The sequence below is a fragment of the Noviherbaspirillum sp. genome, from assembly GCF_035254865.1.
GTDB lineage: Bacteria > Pseudomonadota > Gammaproteobacteria > Burkholderiales > Burkholderiaceae_D > Noviherbaspirillum.
Genome location: NZ_DATFAF010000052.1, coordinates 16,928 through 35,150, shown reverse-complemented (window position 1 = coordinate 35,150; position 18,223 = coordinate 16,928). Strand labels below are relative to the sequence as shown.

The window sequence follows — 18,223 nt, the reverse complement described above, 5'->3', positions numbered from 1 at the left end:
GGGCGGCTCGCTTTCGCCGCCTGGCGCGCGACTATGAGCGGCTTGCCGACACGCTGGCAGGACTTCATTTCGTCGCCTTCGCATGTCTCATGCTCAGTAAGGCCGCTGCCATGCTGGGTCAAGGTTCATAACACCCTCTAGCAAACGAAGGCATGCGGCTGTTGATTATCCTCAAGCAATATTTCACTGTGGTATTTCATCAACGGCAAGCCCTTTGTTGTACACGTCATCAGACTTCGCGAGGCGATCCCGGGAAGGTGGATGCATTTTTTAGCGGGGAGGAGCTGGAGAAAGAGGATGGAAGAAAACAAAAAGGGCTTGCGTTTTCACGCAAGCCCTTTGAATTTTTTGGCTCCCCGACCTGGACTCGAACCAGGGACCTGCGGATTAACAGTCCGTCGCTCTACCGACTGAGCTATCAGGGAACAGAATCGCTATTATAGGACGATTTTTCTGTCCGTGTCAAAACTTTGCTTGGCTTTTACCGCCTTTCTCAATGGGCCCGAGGGCGCATTGAGGGGGGGCATCTGCTTACAGCACTTTTGCGATGGCATCGACCACGTTGTCGATATTGCGCGAGTTGAGCGCAGCGACGCAGATGCGGCCGGTATCGACGGCATAGATCGAGAACTCGTCGCGCAGACGCCCGACTTGCTCCTTCGTCAGACCCGAGTACGAGAACATGCCGCGCTGCTTGATCACAAAGTCGAAGTTGTGTCCCGGTGCTTTTTCCTTCAGTTTCTGCACCAGTGTCTGGCGCATTTCGCGAATGCGGACGCGCATGCCTGCGAGTTCTTCTTCCCACAGCTTGCGCAGTTCGGGCGTTGCCAGGGCAGTCGCGACCACTTGTCCGCCATGGGTCGGCGGGTTCGAGTAGTTGGTGCGAATCACGCGCTTCAACTGCGACAGCACGCGCGCGGCTTCTTCGGCGCTGGTGGCGACGATGCTCAACGCACCGACGCGTTCGCCGTACAGGGAGAAGGATTTCGAGAACGAATTCGATACGAACAGCGGACCGCCGGCTTGCGCGAACTGACGCACAACCTTGCCGTCGGCATCGATGCCGTCGCCAAAGCCCTGGTAGGCCATGTCGAGGAAGGGCACCAGGCCGCGTTCGGTAACGACCTTGATGATATCGGTCCATTGCGCGTCGGTGAGATCGGCGCCGGTCGGGTTGTGGCAGCAGGCGTGCAGCACGACGATGGAGCCAGCCGGCATGGTCTTCAATGCGTTCAGCATGCCGTCGAAGTTCACGCCGCGCGTTGTCACATCGTAGTACGGATAGTTGTTGACGACGAAGCCGGCGGATTCAAACAGCGCACGGTGGTTTTCCCAGCTCGGATCGCTGATCCACACCTGCGCGTTCGGGGCAAAGCGCTTCAGGAAATCCGCGCCGAGCTTCAGTGCGCCGGTACCGCCGAGGGCTTGGGCAGTGACGGCGCGCTTTTCTTGAATTACGGCGCTGTCGGCACCAAATACCAGTTCCTGCACCGCCTTGTCGTAGGCCGCAAGGCCTTCGATCGGCAGGTAAGTGCGTGGAGTTGCCTTTTCCATCAGTTGCGCTTCCGCCTTGCGCACGCATTCGAGCAGCGGCACCTTGCCGTTGTCATCGTAATAAACGCCGACGCCGAGGTTCACTTTGTTCGGGTTCTTGTCAGCGTTGAATGCTTCGGTGATGCCGAGAATCGGGTCGCGTGGCGCCATGTCGATGGCGCTGAAGAGGGGGGCAGGATGGGATTGGCTCATCGTGATAACATGAAAAGTTGACTGCGGAAGATCGTTCCTGGCAGTGGGTTGTGAGCAGTCTTGAAGGCCGGAAAGCCTCCGACTGACGTGCAACTAATTATTTTACCAAAGGTCGAATCGAGATGGCAGATTTATCCCAGGTTTCCAGCGCACTTGACGAATCGAAGATCGTCACCTTCCCCGGTTCGCCTTATCGTCTTTACCAGCCTTTTCCCCCCGCCGGCGATCAGCCGGTTGCGATTTCGAAGCTGGTTGAAGGTATCGAGGATGGCTTGTCTTACCAGACCTTGCTGGGCGTGACCGGTTCCGGAAAGACCTACACGATGGCCAATGTGATTGGCCGCCTTGGGCGGCCGGCCATTGTCTTTGCGCCGAACAAGACGCTTGCGGCGCAGTTGTACAGCGAATTCCGCGAATTTTTCCCGCAGAACGCGGTGGAATATTTCGTCAGCTACTACGACTACTATCAGCCGGAGGCCTACGTCCCGCAGCGCGATCTGTTTATCGAGAAGGATTCCTCGATCAACGAGCACATCGAGCAGATGCGGCTGTCGTGCACCAAATCGCTGATGGAGCGGCGCGATGTGGTCATCGTGGCAACGGTATCCGCGATTTACGGTATCGGTAATCCGAACGAATACCACCAGATGATCCTGACCTTGCGCGCCAAGGACAAGGTCAGCCAGCGCGATGTGATCGCGCGCCTGATCCAGATGCAGTACACGCGCAATGAAGTGGATTTCGCGCGCGGCACATTCCGTGTGCGCGGCGATACCATCGATGTATTCCCGGCCGAGCATGCCGAACTGGCGGTGCGCATCGAGATGTTCGACGACGAAATCGACAGCCTGCAACTGTTCGACCCGCTGACCGGTCGCGTGCGCCAGAAGATCCCGCGCTTTACCGTCTATCCCGGATCGCATTACGTGACGCCGCGCTCCACGGTGCTGCGCGCGATCGAAACCATCAAGGAAGAATTGCGCGACCGGCTGGAGTGGTTCCGCAAGGAAGGCAAGCTGGTCGAGGAGCAGCGGCTGGAACAGCGTACGCGCTTCGATCTCGAAATGATGCAGGAAATCGGTTTCACCAAAGGCATCGAAAACTATTCGCGCCACCTGAGCGGCGCCAAGCCGGGTGAGCCGCCGCCGACCTTGGTCGATTACCTTCCGCAGGATGCGGTCATGTTCCTCGACGAATCGCACGTTCTGCTTGGGCAGCTTAACGGCATGTACAACGGTGATCGTGCGCGCAAGACGAATCTGGTGGATTACGGTTTCCGCCTGCCGTCGGCACTCGACAACCGTCCGTTGAAGTTCGAGGAATTCGAAAGCAAGATGCGGCAAACGGTCTTCGTGTCCGCAACGCCAGCAGAATATGAAAACACGCATGCCGGGCAGGTGGTGGAGCAGGTGGTCCGACCGACCGGTCTGGTTGATCCGGCGATTCTGGTGCGCCCGGCCAGCACGCAGGTGGACGACCTGATGTCGGAGATCACCGAACGCGTGAAAAAGAACGAGCGCGTACTGGTCACCACACTGACCAAGCGCATGGCCGAGCAGTTGACGGAATTCCTCGGCGACAATGGCATCAAGGTCCGCTATCTGCACAGCGATATCGATACCGTCGAGCGCGTGGAAATCATTCGCGACCTGCGCCTGGGCACATTCGATGTGCTGGTGGGCATCAACCTCTTGCGTGAGGGCCTGGATATCCCCGAAGTGTCATTGGTCGCGATCCTCGACGCCGACAAGGAAGGCTTCCTGCGTTCCGAGCGAAGCCTCATTCAAACCATCGGCCGCGCCGCGCGCAATCTCAATGGCATGGCGATCCTGTATGCCGACAAGATGACCGATTCGATGAAACGCGCCATCGGCGAGACCGACCGGCGCCGCACCAAGCAGATCGCGTTCAACAAGGCGAACAACATTACGCCGGCGGGTATCAAGAAGGAAGTGCGAGAACTGATCGACGGCGTGTACAGTCCGCAGGAAGCGCGCGAGGAATTGCAGGTCGCGCAGGAGCAGGCGCGCTATGAATCGATGTCGGAGAAGCAGGTCAGCAAGGAAATCAAGCGCCTGGAAAAACTGATGGTCGAGCATGCGAAGAATCTGGAATTCGAGAAGGCGGCGCAGGTGCGCGACCAGTTGCATATCTTGAAACAGCAATTGTTCGGAGCGCCGGGCCTGGACAACGTCGTGTCCTTGACGGGCAAGCAAGATGCACGCTGATCGTGCATGACGCATTGTCGCGCCGGGCTTGGACAGCGGTACAATCCCGGTTTTTATTCTGATCCGCCATGTCCTCGCCCATTCCAGTAGCCATCCTCGACGCGCTTGCATCGGCGGATCCTTCCTGGCGCCCGATCCTGCTCAGGGGGCTGGAAGCTATCGCCGCGGCGGACCCGGAATATCTACCTTCACTCGCGATCGATAGCTTTCTGCCGACCAACGGCCGCCTGTTCGCAGCATTTTCGCTTCCGCTGGATGCGGTTCGTTATGTGCTGGTTGGTGAGGGACCGTATCCACGCGAGAGGAGTGCCACGGGAGTCTGTTTCATGGATGGCGCCGTCGAATCCCTGTGGTCGGAAAAGGGCTTGTCCAAGGAAGTGAACCGGGCAACGTCGCTGCGCAACTTCATGAAGATGCTGCTTGTCGCCGATGGCATGCTGTCGCCGGAAAATGCATCGGGTGACGCCATTGCGCATATTTCATTGAGAGCGCGGGCGATTGGATCCTCGTTCATTCAAACATTGACCGAGCTGCAGGCCAATCTGACCCGGCACGGATTTCTTTTGCTGAACGCTACGCTGGTCTACCGCCCGGACGTGCCGCCACTCAAGGATGCAAAGGCATGGCGTCCGTTTTTGCAGATGGTTCTGAAGGCGCTTGCCGATCACGCCGAACGGAACACGAGTTCGCCGCCGACCCTGGTCCTTTGGGGGAAGGTCGCCGAGCAACTGAATGCGCTGGATGTGACGGCCCGGTTCCCGCGTGCCGTGTCCGAACATCCGTACAATCTGTCCTTCATCGCAAACCGCAGCATGCAAGGTCTGTTCGGACCGATGCACCTTCTGCAACAGCAAAGCTGAAACGCGGAAAGCCGGCCCAACCCACATTTGGCAACCAAGGCGGCCATTTCCTCGCAGCGCGACAAATCGTTTCCCAGAAAAAAGTCGCCGAGCTGTTGCGTCATATCAGGATGCTCGACCGGAAACTTCGTGAAGATGGGATGGATGAACGGTTGGGGTGGAACGCCACTCCCTCGGCTATTCGAATTGCGACGGAAATGGTGATGAAAACAAGTCGTGTGCTATTCGTTTGCATGGGAAATATCTGTCGATCGCCCACGGCTGAAGGGGTGATGCGCAAACTTGTGACGGACGCGAATCTGCAGGATCAGGTGATTGTCGATTCTGCTGCCACGCATGATTATCACGTCGGCGAACCGCCCGATCCTCGAGCACAGGCCGCGGCGCGACGACGCGGCTATGATATTTCGTCCTTGCGCGCCCGCCATCTCGTGGCGGCGGACTTTGATGCTTTCGACCTGATTCTCGGAATGGATTTCAATAATCTTGAAGTCATGCAGAACCTGTGTCCGCACGAGCATCAATCCAAAATCGGTTTGCTGATGAGCTATGCCGGCAAGAGAAAGGCATCTATCGTTCACGATCCTTATTATCGTGGCGCGAAGGACTTCGATGTCGTATTTGATTACATCGAGGACGCATGCCAGGGGCTGCTTCGCTCGATTGCCCAGGGAATACTGATTCTGGAGCGAGGCGCTTGATCATTGAAAGAAGCGAATCATCCTTGAAATGAGCCTCGTCGCTTGAATGCCGGCCACAGTCGTGTCCCGCCTGAAAGCAGACTGGGGCCTCGAAGTAAAGCTTGCAGGTACATGTAAAAATTACGCTTGATGAGACGGTTGTTCTTTCTTGGCCGCGCGTCGACCGATTTTTGAAAGGGGAGGATCCCGGTGACAGCGCCCGCTCATGACGAGGCGTTGCCCGAGCGGAATGTTGATGCGAGCTGAGCGTCTTGGTATGGAGATTGCGTGACCTAAGCTGTTGGTGTTTGAAGCGTCAATAACCAGATGATGGTACCCATGACAGCGGCAATGGCATCTGTGGGTTGGCTGATCGCCTGCTCGGCATGCGCGCAGGCAAATCTTGCCGAGGTGGACGACGGCGTGGTGCCGACGATGCCGCAACAGGTAGTGCTTCGACATCCGGTGCCACGACTGGATGCCAAGGATGCTGACGATGTCGAGCGGCGCATCGAAATCGAGAACACCCGGCCTGATTCTGCATTCCAAGATGGCGACGCTTCATTTCATTTCCGTGCGGGCGAGCGCCATGAGGTATTCGGTTATGCCGATCTTCCGGGTGCATCCTCACTATGGCCGCCTGTTTCCTCTCTGCGCAGTTTCTTCGGATCTGAGCTCTCCGGTCCTGGTGCGCTCAATTATTGGCTGGACGCTGCAAATAACCGCGCTGCGGGGCTTACGCTCGGCTATGCTTGGCGCGGGCTGAAGTTGGAAGGCTCGGCGGCTTCCGGGGTGCGGCAAGATGACCGGAAACCGGTAGAAACCGAAGCTCTTCACCTCGATTCCAGATCCACCCGATTGTCCTTCCATCCTTCGGATCACTGGACATTTCAGATCAGCCGCGGAACGCTTGTCGGGCTGGATCAGGTTGTGCCGAGCGGAGACGCGCGCCGCGCGGCAATCTCGACGAGCTACTACCGGCCATTCCGCGACGGCGACTGGCAAACGACCATGGCATGGGGCCGCACTTCCAGAAAATATCGCGAGGCCACAACGGGCTATCTGCTCGAATCGGCGCTGCGATTCGACGTTGCCCATACGGTCTTCGGTCGCCTGGAGCAGGTTGGAAGCGACGATCTCCTGTATGAAAACGGATCGCCCCAGCGGGTGTTCAAGATGAACAAGCTGACTCTGGGGTATTTCAAGGATGTGCAAACCAGCGGCCCGCTCAAGTTCGATGTTGGTGCGCTCGTAAGCAAGCACTTCATTCCTGTTGGTGCCGTCCCGACTTATGGCGCCGAGCCTGTCTCCTACATGCTGTTCGTGCGCCTGAAGCTTCAGTAGCGGCGCTCGGCGGGCGCAAATGAAATATGAAATAATAGCGTCCGTTTAAGTTGCAATGCAGCAATGCTGTCTATTTGCGGCCGCCGGGCTGTGCTCATGAGCCGGGCAACGCTGCGCGGCGCCGCTTCATTTCCTGGAAACGGAGTAATTCCCCTATTTCATTAATACCTGACGAAATCACTCAACTTTGATATACTTGACCAAAATATTCGGGAATCCGGGATATTCGACAGAACTTGGATAAAGTTTCATATTGGAGTTGATGGTTATGCGACTGACTACTAAAGGCCGTTTTGCGGTGACTGCGATGATCGATTTGGCACTGCGCCAGGACAAGGGACCGGTCACCTTGTCTGCGATTAGCCAGCGGCAAGAGATTTCCCTTTCCTATCTGGAGCAGTTGTTCGGCAAGTTGCGGCGTCACGAGATCGTCGACTCCGTGCGCGGGCCTGGCGGTGGATATACGCTGGCCCGTCGTCCCGAGGATGTGACGGTCGCTGACATCATCATTGCGGTCGACGAGCCGCTCGACGCGACGCAGTGCGGCGGCAAGGAAAACTGTCACAGTCCTGGCCATGAGCACGGAACCCGTTGCATGACGCACGACCTGTGGTCCACCTTGAATGCCAAGATGGTGGAGTACTTGGATTCTGTGTCCTTGAAGGATCTGGTGGATCAGCAGCGACAGAGAACTGCTGACCATAACGTGGTGCTGATGCCCCGCACCCACGCTACAGTTTGATTGGAGTTATTAATAGTATGAACGCCCCATTGGAAAAAACACTGATCGATACCATCAAGGCTCCGCATTTTCCGATTTACATGGATTATTCGGCGACGACGCCTGTCGATCCGCGTGTGGCGGACAAGATGATCCCGTATTTGCGCGAGCAATTCGGCAACCCGGCTTCGCGCAGCCATATGTATGGCTGGTCTGCGGAAAAGGCAGTGGAAGAGGCGCGTGCGCAAGTCGCCGCGCTGGTGAATGCCGATCCACGCGAAATCATCTGGACTTCGGGCGCAACTGAAGGCAACAACCTCGCCCTCAAGGGCGCGGCGCACTTTTACAAAACCAAGGGCAAGCACATCATCACGGTCAAGACCGAGCACAAGGCTGTGCTGGATACGGTGCGTGAGTTGGAGCGCCAGGGTTTTGAGGCAACCTATCTTCAGCCGCAGGACAACGGCCTGATCACCATCGAACAATTGCAGCAAGCGATTCGCCCGGACACGATCCTGGTTTCGGTGATGCTGGTTAACAATGAAATCGGCGTGATCCAGCCGATTCCGGAAATCGGCGAGCTGTGCCGTTCCAAGGGCATCATTTTCCATTGCGATGCTGCGCAGGCGACCGGCAAGGTGCATATCGACCTGGAAAAGTGGAAGGTCGACCTGATGACATTCACCGCGCACAAGACCTACGGTCCGAAAGGTATCGGTGCCCTGTATGTGCGTCGCAAACCGCGCGTGCGCATCGAGGCCCAGATGCATGGCGGCGGTCATGAGCGCGGCCTGCGCTCCGGCACCTTGCCGACGCATCAGATCGTCGGCATGGGCGAAGCTTTCCACATTGCCAAGGAAGAAATGGATGCCGAAATCGTCCGCATCAAGGCCTTGCGCGATCGTCTGGCCAAGGGCCTGACCGAGATGGAAGAGGTGTACATCAACGGCGACATGGAACATCGCGTGCCGCACAATCTGAACGTCAGCTTCAACTTCGTCGAAGGCGAGTCGCTGATCATGGCGATCAAGGACATTGCGGTATCGTCCGGTTCGGCTTGCACGTCGGCCAGCCTGGAACCATCTTACGTGCTGCGCGCGCTGGGTCGCAGCGATGAGCTGGCGCACAGCTCGATCCGTTTCACCATCGGCCGCTTTACGACTGAAGAGGACATCGATTTCACGATCAACCTCATCAAGACCAAGGTCGCCAAGCTGCGCGAACTGTCGCCGCTATGGGAAATGTACAAGGACGGGGTCGATCTCAACTCGATCCAGTGGGCTGCCCACTAAGTCGTCCCGCACTGTCAAAGATAAAGGAGCATCAATATGTCTTATTCGGAAAAAGTTCTCGATCATTACGAAAACCCGCGCAATGTCGGGGCCTTCGAGAAGGGCGATGAAACCGTCGGTACCGGCATGGTCGGCGCCCCGGCGTGCGGCGACGTGATGAAGCTGCAGATCAAGGTCGGCGCCAATGGCGTGATCGAGGATGCGAAATTCAAGACCTATGGCTGCGGCTCCGCAATCGCCTCGTCATCGCTGGTGACCGAATGGGTGAAAGGCAAGACGCTGGACGAAGCGATGTCGATCAAGAACACCCAGATTGCGGAAGAACTTGCATTGCCGCCGGTGAAGATTCACTGCTCGATTCTCGCTGAAGACGCGATCAAGGCAGCGGTGCAGGATTACAAGGCCAAGCACGCAAGCGAATCGAAGGAAGCAGCCTGATTTATTGTCGCTCCGGCGCGGGCCGGGCGGAACTGTGAAAGAGATTGAGTATCATGGCAATCACACTAACGGAAAAAGCAGCGAAACATATTTCTCGCTACATTGAGCGGCGCGGCAAGGGTGCTGGCGTACGCATCGGCGTCCGTACCAGCGGATGCTCCGGCCTGGCATACAAGCTGGAGTATGTGGACGAAAGCGTGCCGGAAGACGAGGTGTTCGAGTCGCATGGCGTACGGGTTTTCGTCGATCCGAAGAGCCTTCCCTATATCGACGGCACCGAGCTGGATTTTGCGCGCGAAGGATTGAACGAGGGCTTCAAATTCAATAACCCGAATGTGAAGGACGCGTGCGGCTGCGGCGAAAGCTTCCGTATCTGATCGAAACCGCTGCTCCTTCCTGCCGAGGGAGCAAATCGCATTATCAAGCCTGTTGATGTACGAACAGGCTTTTGTTTTACATAGTCATGCAAAACCACTTCGAGCTTTTCCAGTTGCCGCAACGTTTCACCATCGACCTGACGGCCTTGGACCAGGCTTTTCGTGAAGTGCAGAGCCGCGTTCACCCCGATAAATTCAGCCAGGCCACTGATGCCGAGAAGCGCGTCGCCATGCAATGGGCCACACGAGCCAACGAGGCATACCAGACGCTCAAGAGTCCCTTCAAGCGCGCGGCGTACTTGTGCGAACTGAACGGGATCGACCTCCAGATTGAATCCAACACGGCCATGTCGCGCGAGTTCCTGATGCAGCAGATGGAATGGCGCGAGGAGCTGGAGGACGCGAAGCATGGCAAGGATATCAATGCGCTGGAAGCCCTGGATTCCGAATTGCAGGTGGTGCGCAGGACTACGGTGGCGCATATCGGCACGCTGCTCGATGCACACAATTTCACGGATGCGGCACTTGGCGTGCGGCAGCTGATGTTTCTCGAAAAATTCGGGGAAGAAGTGCAGGCCGTTTTTGAAAAGCTTGAAGGCTGAGGATTTTGCCAGCCGCTCTGATCGTCTGACAACACAATATGGCTCTACTCCAAATCTCCGAACCCGGCATGTCCACCGCACCGCACCAGCATCGGCTGGCGGTGGGCATCGACCTTGGCACGACCAATTCGCTCGTTGCGACAGTGCGCAACAGTATTCCGGAAGTGCTCAACGATGAAGAAGGGCGGCCGCTGCTGCCGTCCATCGTGCGTTATCTCCCGACGGGCAATGCGCATATCGGCTACAAGGCGCAAGCCGCGCAGACCACGGACCCGAAGAACACCATCGTGTCGGTCAAGCGCTTCATGGGCCGCGGCCTGAAAGATATCGCCTACGCCGAAAACCTGCCTTACGATTTCGTCGATGCGCCGGGCATGGTGCAGCTCAAGACCATCGCGGGCGTGAAAAGCCCGGTCGAGGTTTCTGCCGAAATCCTGGCGACGCTGCGGCAACGCGCAGAAGACATGCTGGGCGACGATCTGGTTGGTGCGGTGATTACCGTGCCGGCCTACTTCGACGATGCACAACGTCAGGCAACCAAGGACGCCGCCAAGCTCGCCGGCTTGAACGTCTTGCGCCTGCTTAACGAGCCCACGGCGGCGGCGATCGCGTATGGCCTGGACAACGCTTCCGAGGGTATCTTTGCCGTGTATGACCTGGGCGGCGGCACCTTCGATATTTCCATTCTCAAGCTCACCAAAGGTGTCTTCGAAGTGCTCGCTACCGGCGGCGATTCCGCGCTTGGCGGCGATGACTTCGATCATCGCCTGCTGTGCTGGATCATCGAGCAGGCCAAGCTGGCGCCGCTGTCCGACAAGGATACACGCATCCTGATGGTGAAGGCGCGCGAGGCAAAGGAGCTGTTGTCTTCGCAGGCCGAGACGCACATCGACGCTGCCCTGAATTCCGGCGAGGAAGTGCATCTCACCCTCGACGCAGCCACGTTTGCACAGATTACGCAGCACCTGGTGGCGAAGACTCTTACTCCCACACGCAAGGCCTTGCGTGATGCCGCGCTGACGGCCGACGATGTCGACGGCGTGGTGCTGGTCGGCGGTGCAACACGCATGCCGCATATTCGCAAGGCCGTCGGCGAGTTCTTCAAGACCATGCCGCTGGCGAACATCGATCCCGACAAAGTGGTGGCGCTCGGAGCCGCGATTCAAGCAAACCTGCTGGCTGGCAATCGTGCGGCCGGCGACGAATGGCTGCTGCTGGATGTTATCCCCTTGTCGCTCGGTATTGAAACGATGGGCGGGCTTGTCGAGAAAGTCATCCCGCGCAACTCCACCATTCCGTGCGCGCGTGCCCAGGAATTCACCACTTTCAAAGACGGCCAGACCGCGATGGCGATCCACGTGGTGCAGGGCGAGCGGGAACTGGTCAGCGATTGCCGCTCTCTCGCGAAATTCGAATTGCGCGGCATTCCGCCGATGGCGGCGGGCGCGGCACGCATTCGTGTGACCTATCAGGTTGACGCCGACGGACTTTTGTCCGTATCGGCACGCGAGCAGCGCTCCGGCGTGGAAGCATCGATCTCGGTGAAACCCTCGTACGGCCTGGCCGATGAGGAGATCGCAAAGATGCTGCAGGACTCCTACAACTCGGCCGATATCGACATGAAACTGCGCGCTCTGCGCGAGGAACAGGTCGAGGCCGAGCGCATTCTCCTGGCAACGCAGTCGGCGCTGGACGCAGATGGCGATTTGCTGTCGGAGGAAGAGAGGTCGGATGTGGCCGCGCTGATGGAAGCGGTGCGAGAGAAAGTGCAGGGTGAAGACCATTCCGCCATCAAGGCGGCGGTTGACGCACTTGCGCAAGGCACAGAAGAGTTCGCGGCTCGCCGCATGGACCGCAGCGTGCGGACTGCGCTGGCGGGCAAGAAGCTCGACCAGATCGCCTAAAGACAATCGCTGCAATTGCAGCAGAATCGAACGCAATAACACATCGAGGTAAACCAAGTGCCCCAAATCGTTGTTCTCCCTCATGCGACTCTTTGCCCGGAAGGCGCCGTCATTGAAGCGCCGGCGGGCATGTCGGTCTGCGATGCCTTGCTTGAAAACGATATCGAGATCGAGCATGCCTGCGAAAAGTCCTGCGCATGCACGACCTGCCATGTGATCGTTCGCGAGGGATTCGAGTCGCTCAACGAACCGGAAGAGAAGGAAGAAGATCTGCTCGACCGGGCATGGGGGCTGGAAGCGACATCACGCCTGTCCTGTCAGGCCATCCTCGACAAGGAAGACCTTGTGGTCGAAATCCCGAAGTACACCATCAATCAGGTCAGCGAAAATCATTGATCGGGAGGCGCATCATGAAATGGAACGACATCACGCGTATTGCCGAAGAGCTTAACGACAAATATCCCGACGTCGACCCCATGGTCGTGCGCTTTACCGATCTGCATAACTGGGTCTGCGACCTGGATGGCTTTGACGACGATCCCAGGCGCGGTGGAGAGAAAGTGCTTGAGGCGATCCAGATGGCGTGGATTGAAGAGACGAAGTAATCGCCGATGAATACGCGTTACGCAAGCGTTTCGCCGCGAAACATCGGAAGTGAAACGATCAGGGTCGTGCCCTTGTTCTGATCGGTATCGATCACCAGTTCCCCGCCAAGCGCATTGATCCGCTCCTGTATCCCGACCAGACCGAAAGAGTTCGCCTTCCTCCGGCAATCGGGATAGATGCCGATGCCGTTGTCGGCGATCTTCATGATCAGCTTGTTATTTTCGCGATACAAGTCGATCCCTACCTGGCTTGCCTGTGCATGCCGAATGACGTTGTTGAGCGATTCCTGCAGGATGCGAAACAGCGCGGTAGCACGAGTGTCATCCACGCTGATGTCGTCCTCCGTGTTCAGCTCGCAGTCAATGCCGCTGCGTCGCTGGAAATCCTGTACCTGCCATTCGATTGCTGCATTCAAGCCGAGGTCGAGCACGGTCGGACGCAGGTTATTGATCGCCGCACGCACCGCCTTGATGGTCGCGTCGATATGGCCGAGAGCTGTCTTTACGCGCTCATTGAGCTTGGGATGTGCGGCCCCGGTGCGGGTATGGAGCATGGATACATCGATGCGCAGTGCCAGCAGGTTCTGGCCCAGGTCATCGTGAATTTCACGCGCGATACGCTTGCGCTCATCCTCCCTCACGCGCTCCTGGTAAGAAACGAGATGACGGAGAATCTGCCGCGAATGCTTCAGCTCTTCTTCCAGTTTCTTGTGCTCGGAAATGTCGGTGCAGCTTCCAATATAGCCGAGGAAGCGCCCGGACGGCGCATGACGCGGAACTCCATGCGCCAGCACATAATGATAGTCTCCCTGACGGCTGCGCAGGCGATACTCAATGCTGAAACGCCGGCGTGCCCGAAAGGCCGCCGATTGGGTGTCCATGCAGGACCGGACATCATCAGGGTGGATGCCTTCGGTCCAGCCCGTACCCAATTCCTCCTCCAGTGAGCGGCCGGTAAAGCTCAACCAGACCTGGTTGAACCACAGATATTGCTGATCGGGGCCGGTGACCCATATCAGCACAGGCGCCGAATCCGCCATGAGGCGGAATCGCTCCTCGCTTTCAATCAGGGCGAGTTCTGCCTGCTTGCGTTCATTGATGTCGCATACGACCATGCGGCAGAGATTGCTGCCATGGTCGACATTCGCTTCGACGTGGGTGAACGAGATGTGACCATGCGCATGGAGAAAGGGGACTTCCCTGTTTTCCTTGGTCGGGCTGCGGAAAATGTCTTCCAGGAAATCGTCGAATGCGTCGCGCGTTTCCGCCGGCACGAATTCCGCCATGCGCCGGCCGATCAGCTCGGCGCGATCCAGTCCCAGTACACCCGCTCCGGTGAGATTGACTTCGTGGATAACGCCGTCGCGCCCGAGCGTGAAATAGCCTACCGGCGCGAAGTCGTAGAGATCGGCATAGCGTGCCAGTCGCGCTTCGTATTCGGTGCGAACCTGCCTGAGCAGAAGGTTTTCGGCCTCGAGCTTGGTCTGATAGAGCTGCAGGCTTGAGGTCGGCTGTCCGCCATCCGCAACGCTCACGCCATCGGATGAGCGGCTATCAAGTTGTTTGATCGTGCGCTTACGCATCCATGCTGATGTCAGTTTTCCATTCATATGTCCCGCAACCTGCATTCCCAAGACGACTGAAAGTCAGTGCCGTCGTGCCAAAAAAGCAAGTATGCGGCGGCGGGCACGACATGGCAAGCGGGAATTGGCGGTCCCGGAGGCCAGGCAATACGAAAACCAAAAAGGCGGCAAATTTGCCGCCTTTCTTGCTGCCACTTTTGATTCCCAAAGGAAGCGATCAAGCGCGTGACGTGAGATGACCGTTCACCACTCTGACGCGATCGCCCACGTTCCAGCCCGGTTGCTGAGAATACGGGAAGGTGCGGACCTGGCCGTTTTCCATGCGCACCCGGACCTGATACGTAGTCGTTCCGCGCGTGCGCTTCTCGATCTCATTGCCGGCATAGCCGCCGCCGACGGCGCCGGCCACGGTAGCAACCTTGCGTCCATTACCGCCACCCACCTGGTTGCCAAGAACGCCGCCGAGCAGTGCGCCCGCGACCATGCCGACGCCACTCGCCTTTGCCTGCTGTTGCACGGCGTGCACCGATTCCACACTGCCACAGCTGGAACAGATAGCCGGTGCCTGTGCCACCGCGTACGCAGTACCGCTCGATGCGCGATGCGAGTGGCCGGTATGTGCGGGCTGCGACGCAGCAGCATGTTTTTCAGGAGCCGGAGTCTGGGCGGGTGATTCGGCTTCCGGTCTGGATTCTACGAGTGCGGCCGGCGTTGCAGCGCTTGCTGTCGTCGGAGTCGCGGCGGTGGCAGCGCCATTCGGTGCCGCATTGCTGTAGGAACTCGGAATCAGTCCGGTGATTGCCGCAACGCCAGTCAGGCTCACCAGCATCACGGAAACGGCGGCACCTGCGACCAGCGGATGAATTCGTTTGAGCGGGTTATTGTTTTCCATTGTTACCTCCTGTGTCATGGACAACGTGCATTCAATTGCATGAAACGATTATCGAAGGTAACTTCAGCCCAAAAAAGCCGATTAGTGTGTCAGCTGTAAGCCTTTGTAACGCCGCTGATATTGCTCAAGACAATGCTGTGAATTGTCACAAAATGCCGTTCAAAACAAACAAAAACGGGACCGTTTCGCGGTCCCGTTTTGTCGGTCTGGATAGACTTGGCGATCACTCTTCCCGGCGCAGGTGAGGGAAGAGAATGACGTCGCGAATGTTCGGCGAGTCGGTAATCAGCATCATCAGACGATCGATGCCGATTCCGCAACCTCCGGTCGGCGGCAAGCCGTATTCCAGCGCACGGATATAGTCGGCGTCGTAATACATCGCTTCCTCGTCGCCGGCGTCCTTGGCAGCGACTTGCGCCTGGAAGCGCGCCGCCTGGTCTTCGGGATCGTTCAGCTCGGAGAACCCATTGGCGATTTCGCGACCGGTGATGAAGAGTTCGAAACGCTCGGTGATGCCGGGCACGGTGTCGGATGCGCGTGCCAGCGGCGACACTTCGATCGGGTAGTCGATGATGTAGGTCGGCTCCCACAGTTGTGCTTCGGCGGTCTCCTCGAACAGCGACAATTGCAGCGCGCCCAGACCGGAAATGATGTGCGGCTCGACGCCGAACTTCTTCAGTTCCTGCTTCAGGAAGGCTGCGTCGTTCAGTTGCGCGTCGGTGTACTGCGGCGCGTATTTCTTGATCGCGTCGATGATGGTCAAGCGATGGAAGGGCTTGGAAAGATCCAGTTCGCGACCCTGGTAGGTGAGTGTCGCGGTGCCATGCGCATCGATCGCGGCTTGCCGGATGACTGCTTCGGTGAAATCCATCAGCCACTTGTAATCCACGTAGGCGGCATAGAACTCCATCATCGTGAATTCAGGATTGTGACGGGGCGAAACGCCTTCGTTGCGGAAGTTGCGGTTGACTTCGAAGACGCGGTCGAAACCGCCGACCACCAGGCGCTTCAGATAGAGCTCGGGTGCAATGCGCAGGAACATCTGCATGTCGAGCGCATTGTGATGCGTGATGAAGGGCTTGGCCGCGGCGCCGCCGGGAATCGGATGCAGCATCGGCGTTTCCACTTCCATGAAGCCGTTGTCGCTCATGAAGCGGCGGATCGAGGACATGGCGGCAGTACGTGCCTTGAAGGCGCGCCGGGTGTCCTCGCTCATGATGAGATCGACGTAGCGCTGGCGGTACTTCATTTCCTGGTCGGCCAGTCCGTGGAACTTGTCGGGCAGGGGGCGCAGCGACTTGGTCAGCAGGCGCAGGGCGGTGACCTTGACGGACAACTCGCCGGTCTTGGTCTTGAACAGCAGGCCTTCCGCGCCAAGGATGTCGCCCATGTCGTAATGCTTGAATGCCGCATGGGTGGTTTCGCCGGCGTTGTCGTTGGTAATGTAGAGCTGGATGCGGCCATCCGCATTGCGGCCGGAGGCGTCCTGGATGGTGGCGAACGACGCCTTGCCCATCACGCGCTTGAGCATCATGCGGCCCGCGACGGAGACGGGGATCGGTTGCGCTTCCAGTTGTTCGTTGTCCAGCGCGTCGTAGCGTTCGTGCAGATCGGCGGCCTTGTGCTCCGGGCGGAAATCGTTCGGGAAGGCGATGCCTTGCTCGCGGATCGACGCGAGCTTCGCGCGACGCTCCGCGATGATGGAATTTTCGTCCTGGGCCGGGGCCGCTTGTTCGTTTTGGTTAGTTGTTGACATGGGGCGGTTGATAGTGGGATGGCGATGAGCGGTTACACACCTTGCTTGAGCGATGCCGCGATGAATTCGTCCAGGTCGCCGTCGAGCACGGCCTTGGTGTTGCCGACTTCGTAATTGGTGCGCAGGTCCTTGATGCGTGACTGGTCAAGCACGTAGGAGCGAATCTGATGGCCCCAGCCGACGTCGGTCTTGGAATCTTCCAGTTTTTGCTGTTCGCTCATGCGCTTGCGCAACTCCTGTTCATACAGGCGCGATTTCAGCATTTCCCACGCTTCGGCACGGTTGCGATGCTGGCTGCGGTCGTTCTGGCATTGAACGACGATGCCGGACGGCGCGTGGGTCAGGCGCACGGCGGAGTCGGTCTTGTTGATGTGCTGGCCGCCCGCGCCGGAAGCGCGGTAGGTATCGACGCGCACGTCGGCCGGATTGATCTCGATGTCGATCGATTCATCCACTTCCGGATAGACAAAGATGCTCGAGAACGAGGTATGCCGGCCGTTGGCGGAATCGAAGGGCGATTTTCTGACCAGGCGGTGCACGCCGGTCTCGGTGCGCAGGAAACCGTAGGCATAATCACCTTCGACTTTGAGAGTCGCGGTCTTGATGCCGGCGACTTCACCGTCCGATTGTTCCAGGATTTCCACCTTGAAACCCTTGCGTTCGCAGTAGCGCAGATACTGGCGCAGCAGCATCGAGGCCCAGTCCTGCGCTTCGGTGCCGCCAGCGCCGGCCTGGATGTCGATGAAGCAATTGTTGGGATCCATCGGATTGGAAAACATCCGGCGGAACTCCATGCCCTCGACGAGTTTCTTCAGTTCTTCGGCGTCGGTCTCGATGGCGAGCAGAGTGTCTTCATCCTGCTCTTCGCGCGCCATCTCGAACAGGTCGCGGGCATCCGCGAGGTCGGTGTCGATCTTGCTGAGCGTGAGGACAATCGCTTCCAGCGATTTCTTTTCCCGGCCGAGGTCCTGGGCACGCTTCGGATCGTTCCAGACGTTGGGGTCTTCCAGTTCGGCGTTGACTTGTTCCAGCTTCTCCGACTTCACATCGAAGTCAAAGATACCTCCGTAGTTCGGCTGCGCGGGTGGAAAGGTCCGCGAGCAGTGAGGAGAGGGTATTGAGGCGTTCGGCTTCCATGGCGGTTTCTATTGCAATCAAACCCTACATTATACTCGACTGCAGGGCTTGCCAGTCG

Annotated in this window: 17 protein-coding genes, 1 tRNA gene and 1 pseudogene; 13 read left to right on the top strand and 6 right to left on the bottom strand. The window is 58.1% G+C overall.

What is annotated here, in order from left to right; all coding sequences use genetic code 11:
• Positions 1-131, top strand: a pseudogene (locus tag VJ651_RS13285) (IS5/IS1182 family transposase); the annotation flags it as partial.
• 218 nt (positions 132-349) lie between these two features.
• Here the strand turns inward: VJ651_RS13285 and VJ651_RS13280 are convergent.
• A tRNA-Asn gene (locus tag VJ651_RS13280) sits at positions 350-425 on the bottom strand.
• Positions 426-531: 106 nt separating this feature from the next.
• Positions 532-1,746, bottom strand: coding sequence for an amino acid aminotransferase (locus VJ651_RS13275; protein WP_324107905.1), 1,215 nt, complete (start codon positions 1,744-1,746; stop codon positions 532-534).
• Between the two features lie 122 nt (positions 1,747-1,868).
• Here VJ651_RS13275 and uvrB point away from each other — a divergent pair, with 122 nt between their 5' ends.
• The 12 genes from uvrB to iscX all read left to right on the top strand — a co-directional run bounded on the left by uvrB (position 1,869) and on the right by iscX (position 12,797).
• Positions 1,869-3,974 carry an excinuclease ABC subunit UvrB gene (gene uvrB, locus VJ651_RS13270; protein ID WP_324107904.1) on the top strand — a complete coding sequence of 702 codons (2,106 nt, stop codon included), beginning with the start codon at positions 1,869-1,871 and terminating at the stop codon, positions 3,972-3,974.
• Positions 3,975-4,042: 68 nt separating this feature from the next.
• The gene (locus VJ651_RS13265) at positions 4,043-4,834 is read left to right on the top strand and encodes a uracil-DNA glycosylase (RefSeq protein ID WP_324107903.1); all 792 of its coding nucleotides are present in this window, start codon (positions 4,043-4,045) and stop codon (positions 4,832-4,834) included.
• A gap of 203 nt (positions 4,835-5,037) precedes the next feature.
• The gene (locus VJ651_RS13260; protein WP_324107907.1) at positions 5,038-5,535 is read left to right on the top strand and encodes a low molecular weight protein-tyrosine-phosphatase; all 498 of its coding nucleotides are present in this window, start codon (positions 5,038-5,040) and stop codon (positions 5,533-5,535) included.
• Between the two features lie 318 nt (positions 5,536-5,853).
• A complete protein-coding gene (locus tag VJ651_RS13255) occupies positions 5,854-6,858 on the top strand; it encodes a hypothetical protein (protein WP_324107902.1) in 1,005 nt (334 codons plus the stop codon).
• A 268-nt stretch (positions 6,859-7,126) separates the two neighbouring features.
• Positions 7,127-7,600 carry a Fe-S cluster assembly transcriptional regulator IscR gene (gene iscR, locus VJ651_RS13250; protein ID WP_324107901.1) on the top strand — a complete coding sequence of 158 codons (474 nt, stop codon included), beginning with the start codon at positions 7,127-7,129 and terminating at the stop codon, positions 7,598-7,600.
• 17 nt (positions 7,601-7,617) lie between these two features.
• Positions 7,618-8,871: an IscS subfamily cysteine desulfurase gene (locus VJ651_RS13245; protein ID WP_324107900.1), complete on the top strand. Its 1,254-nt coding sequence runs from the start codon at positions 7,618-7,620 to the stop codon at positions 8,869-8,871.
• 36 nt (positions 8,872-8,907) lie between these two features.
• Entirely contained in the window at positions 8,908-9,309 is a 402-nt protein-coding gene (iscU, locus tag VJ651_RS13240; protein ID WP_324107899.1) for a Fe-S cluster assembly scaffold IscU, read from the top strand.
• 53 nt (positions 9,310-9,362) lie between these two features.
• Complete coding sequence (iscA, locus tag VJ651_RS13235) at positions 9,363-9,686, top strand: iron-sulfur cluster assembly protein IscA (protein WP_292934729.1); 324 nt, start codon at positions 9,363-9,365, stop codon at positions 9,684-9,686.
• Between the two features lie 86 nt (positions 9,687-9,772).
• Positions 9,773-10,288 (top strand): Fe-S protein assembly co-chaperone HscB, encoded by a 516-nt coding sequence (gene hscB / locus VJ651_RS13230; RefSeq protein ID WP_324107898.1) that lies wholly within the window; start codon positions 9,773-9,775, stop codon positions 10,286-10,288.
• 38 nt (positions 10,289-10,326) lie between these two features.
• Positions 10,327-12,192: a Fe-S protein assembly chaperone HscA gene (gene hscA / locus VJ651_RS13225; protein WP_324107897.1), complete on the top strand. Its 1,866-nt coding sequence runs from the start codon at positions 10,327-10,329 to the stop codon at positions 12,190-12,192.
• A 57-nt stretch (positions 12,193-12,249) separates the two neighbouring features.
• Positions 12,250-12,588 (top strand): ISC system 2Fe-2S type ferredoxin, encoded by a 339-nt coding sequence (gene fdx, locus VJ651_RS13220; protein ID WP_136415292.1) that lies wholly within the window; start codon positions 12,250-12,252, stop codon positions 12,586-12,588.
• 14 nt (positions 12,589-12,602) lie between these two features.
• Complete coding sequence (gene iscX / locus VJ651_RS13215) at positions 12,603-12,797, top strand: Fe-S cluster assembly protein IscX (RefSeq protein ID WP_324107896.1); 195 nt, start codon at positions 12,603-12,605, stop codon at positions 12,795-12,797.
• A gap of 17 nt (positions 12,798-12,814) precedes the next feature.
• Here iscX and VJ651_RS13210 read toward each other — a convergent pair whose 3' ends face one another.
• From VJ651_RS13210 to prfB, 4 genes are all read right to left on the bottom strand, one after another.
• Positions 12,815-14,380, bottom strand: coding sequence for a PAS domain S-box protein (locus tag VJ651_RS13210; protein WP_324107895.1), 1,566 nt, complete (start codon positions 14,378-14,380; stop codon positions 12,815-12,817).
• Between the two features lie 217 nt (positions 14,381-14,597).
• Positions 14,598-15,272, bottom strand: a complete 675-nt coding sequence (locus VJ651_RS13205; protein WP_324107894.1) for a glycine zipper 2TM domain-containing protein — start codon at positions 15,270-15,272, stop codon at positions 14,598-14,600.
• Positions 15,273-15,495: 223 nt separating this feature from the next.
• Entirely contained in the window at positions 15,496-17,028 is a 1,533-nt protein-coding gene (lysS, locus tag VJ651_RS13200) for a lysine--tRNA ligase (protein WP_324107893.1), read from the bottom strand.
• A gap of 32 nt (positions 17,029-17,060) precedes the next feature.
• Positions 17,061-18,165 (bottom strand): peptide chain release factor 2 gene (gene prfB, locus VJ651_RS13195; protein ID WP_324107892.1). Its coding sequence is split into 2 segments (ribosomal slippage): positions 17,061-18,083 and positions 18,085-18,165, totalling 1,104 coding nucleotides; the frame shifts between segments, so codons are not numbered across the junction.
• Positions 18,166-18,223: the final 58 nt, after the last annotated feature.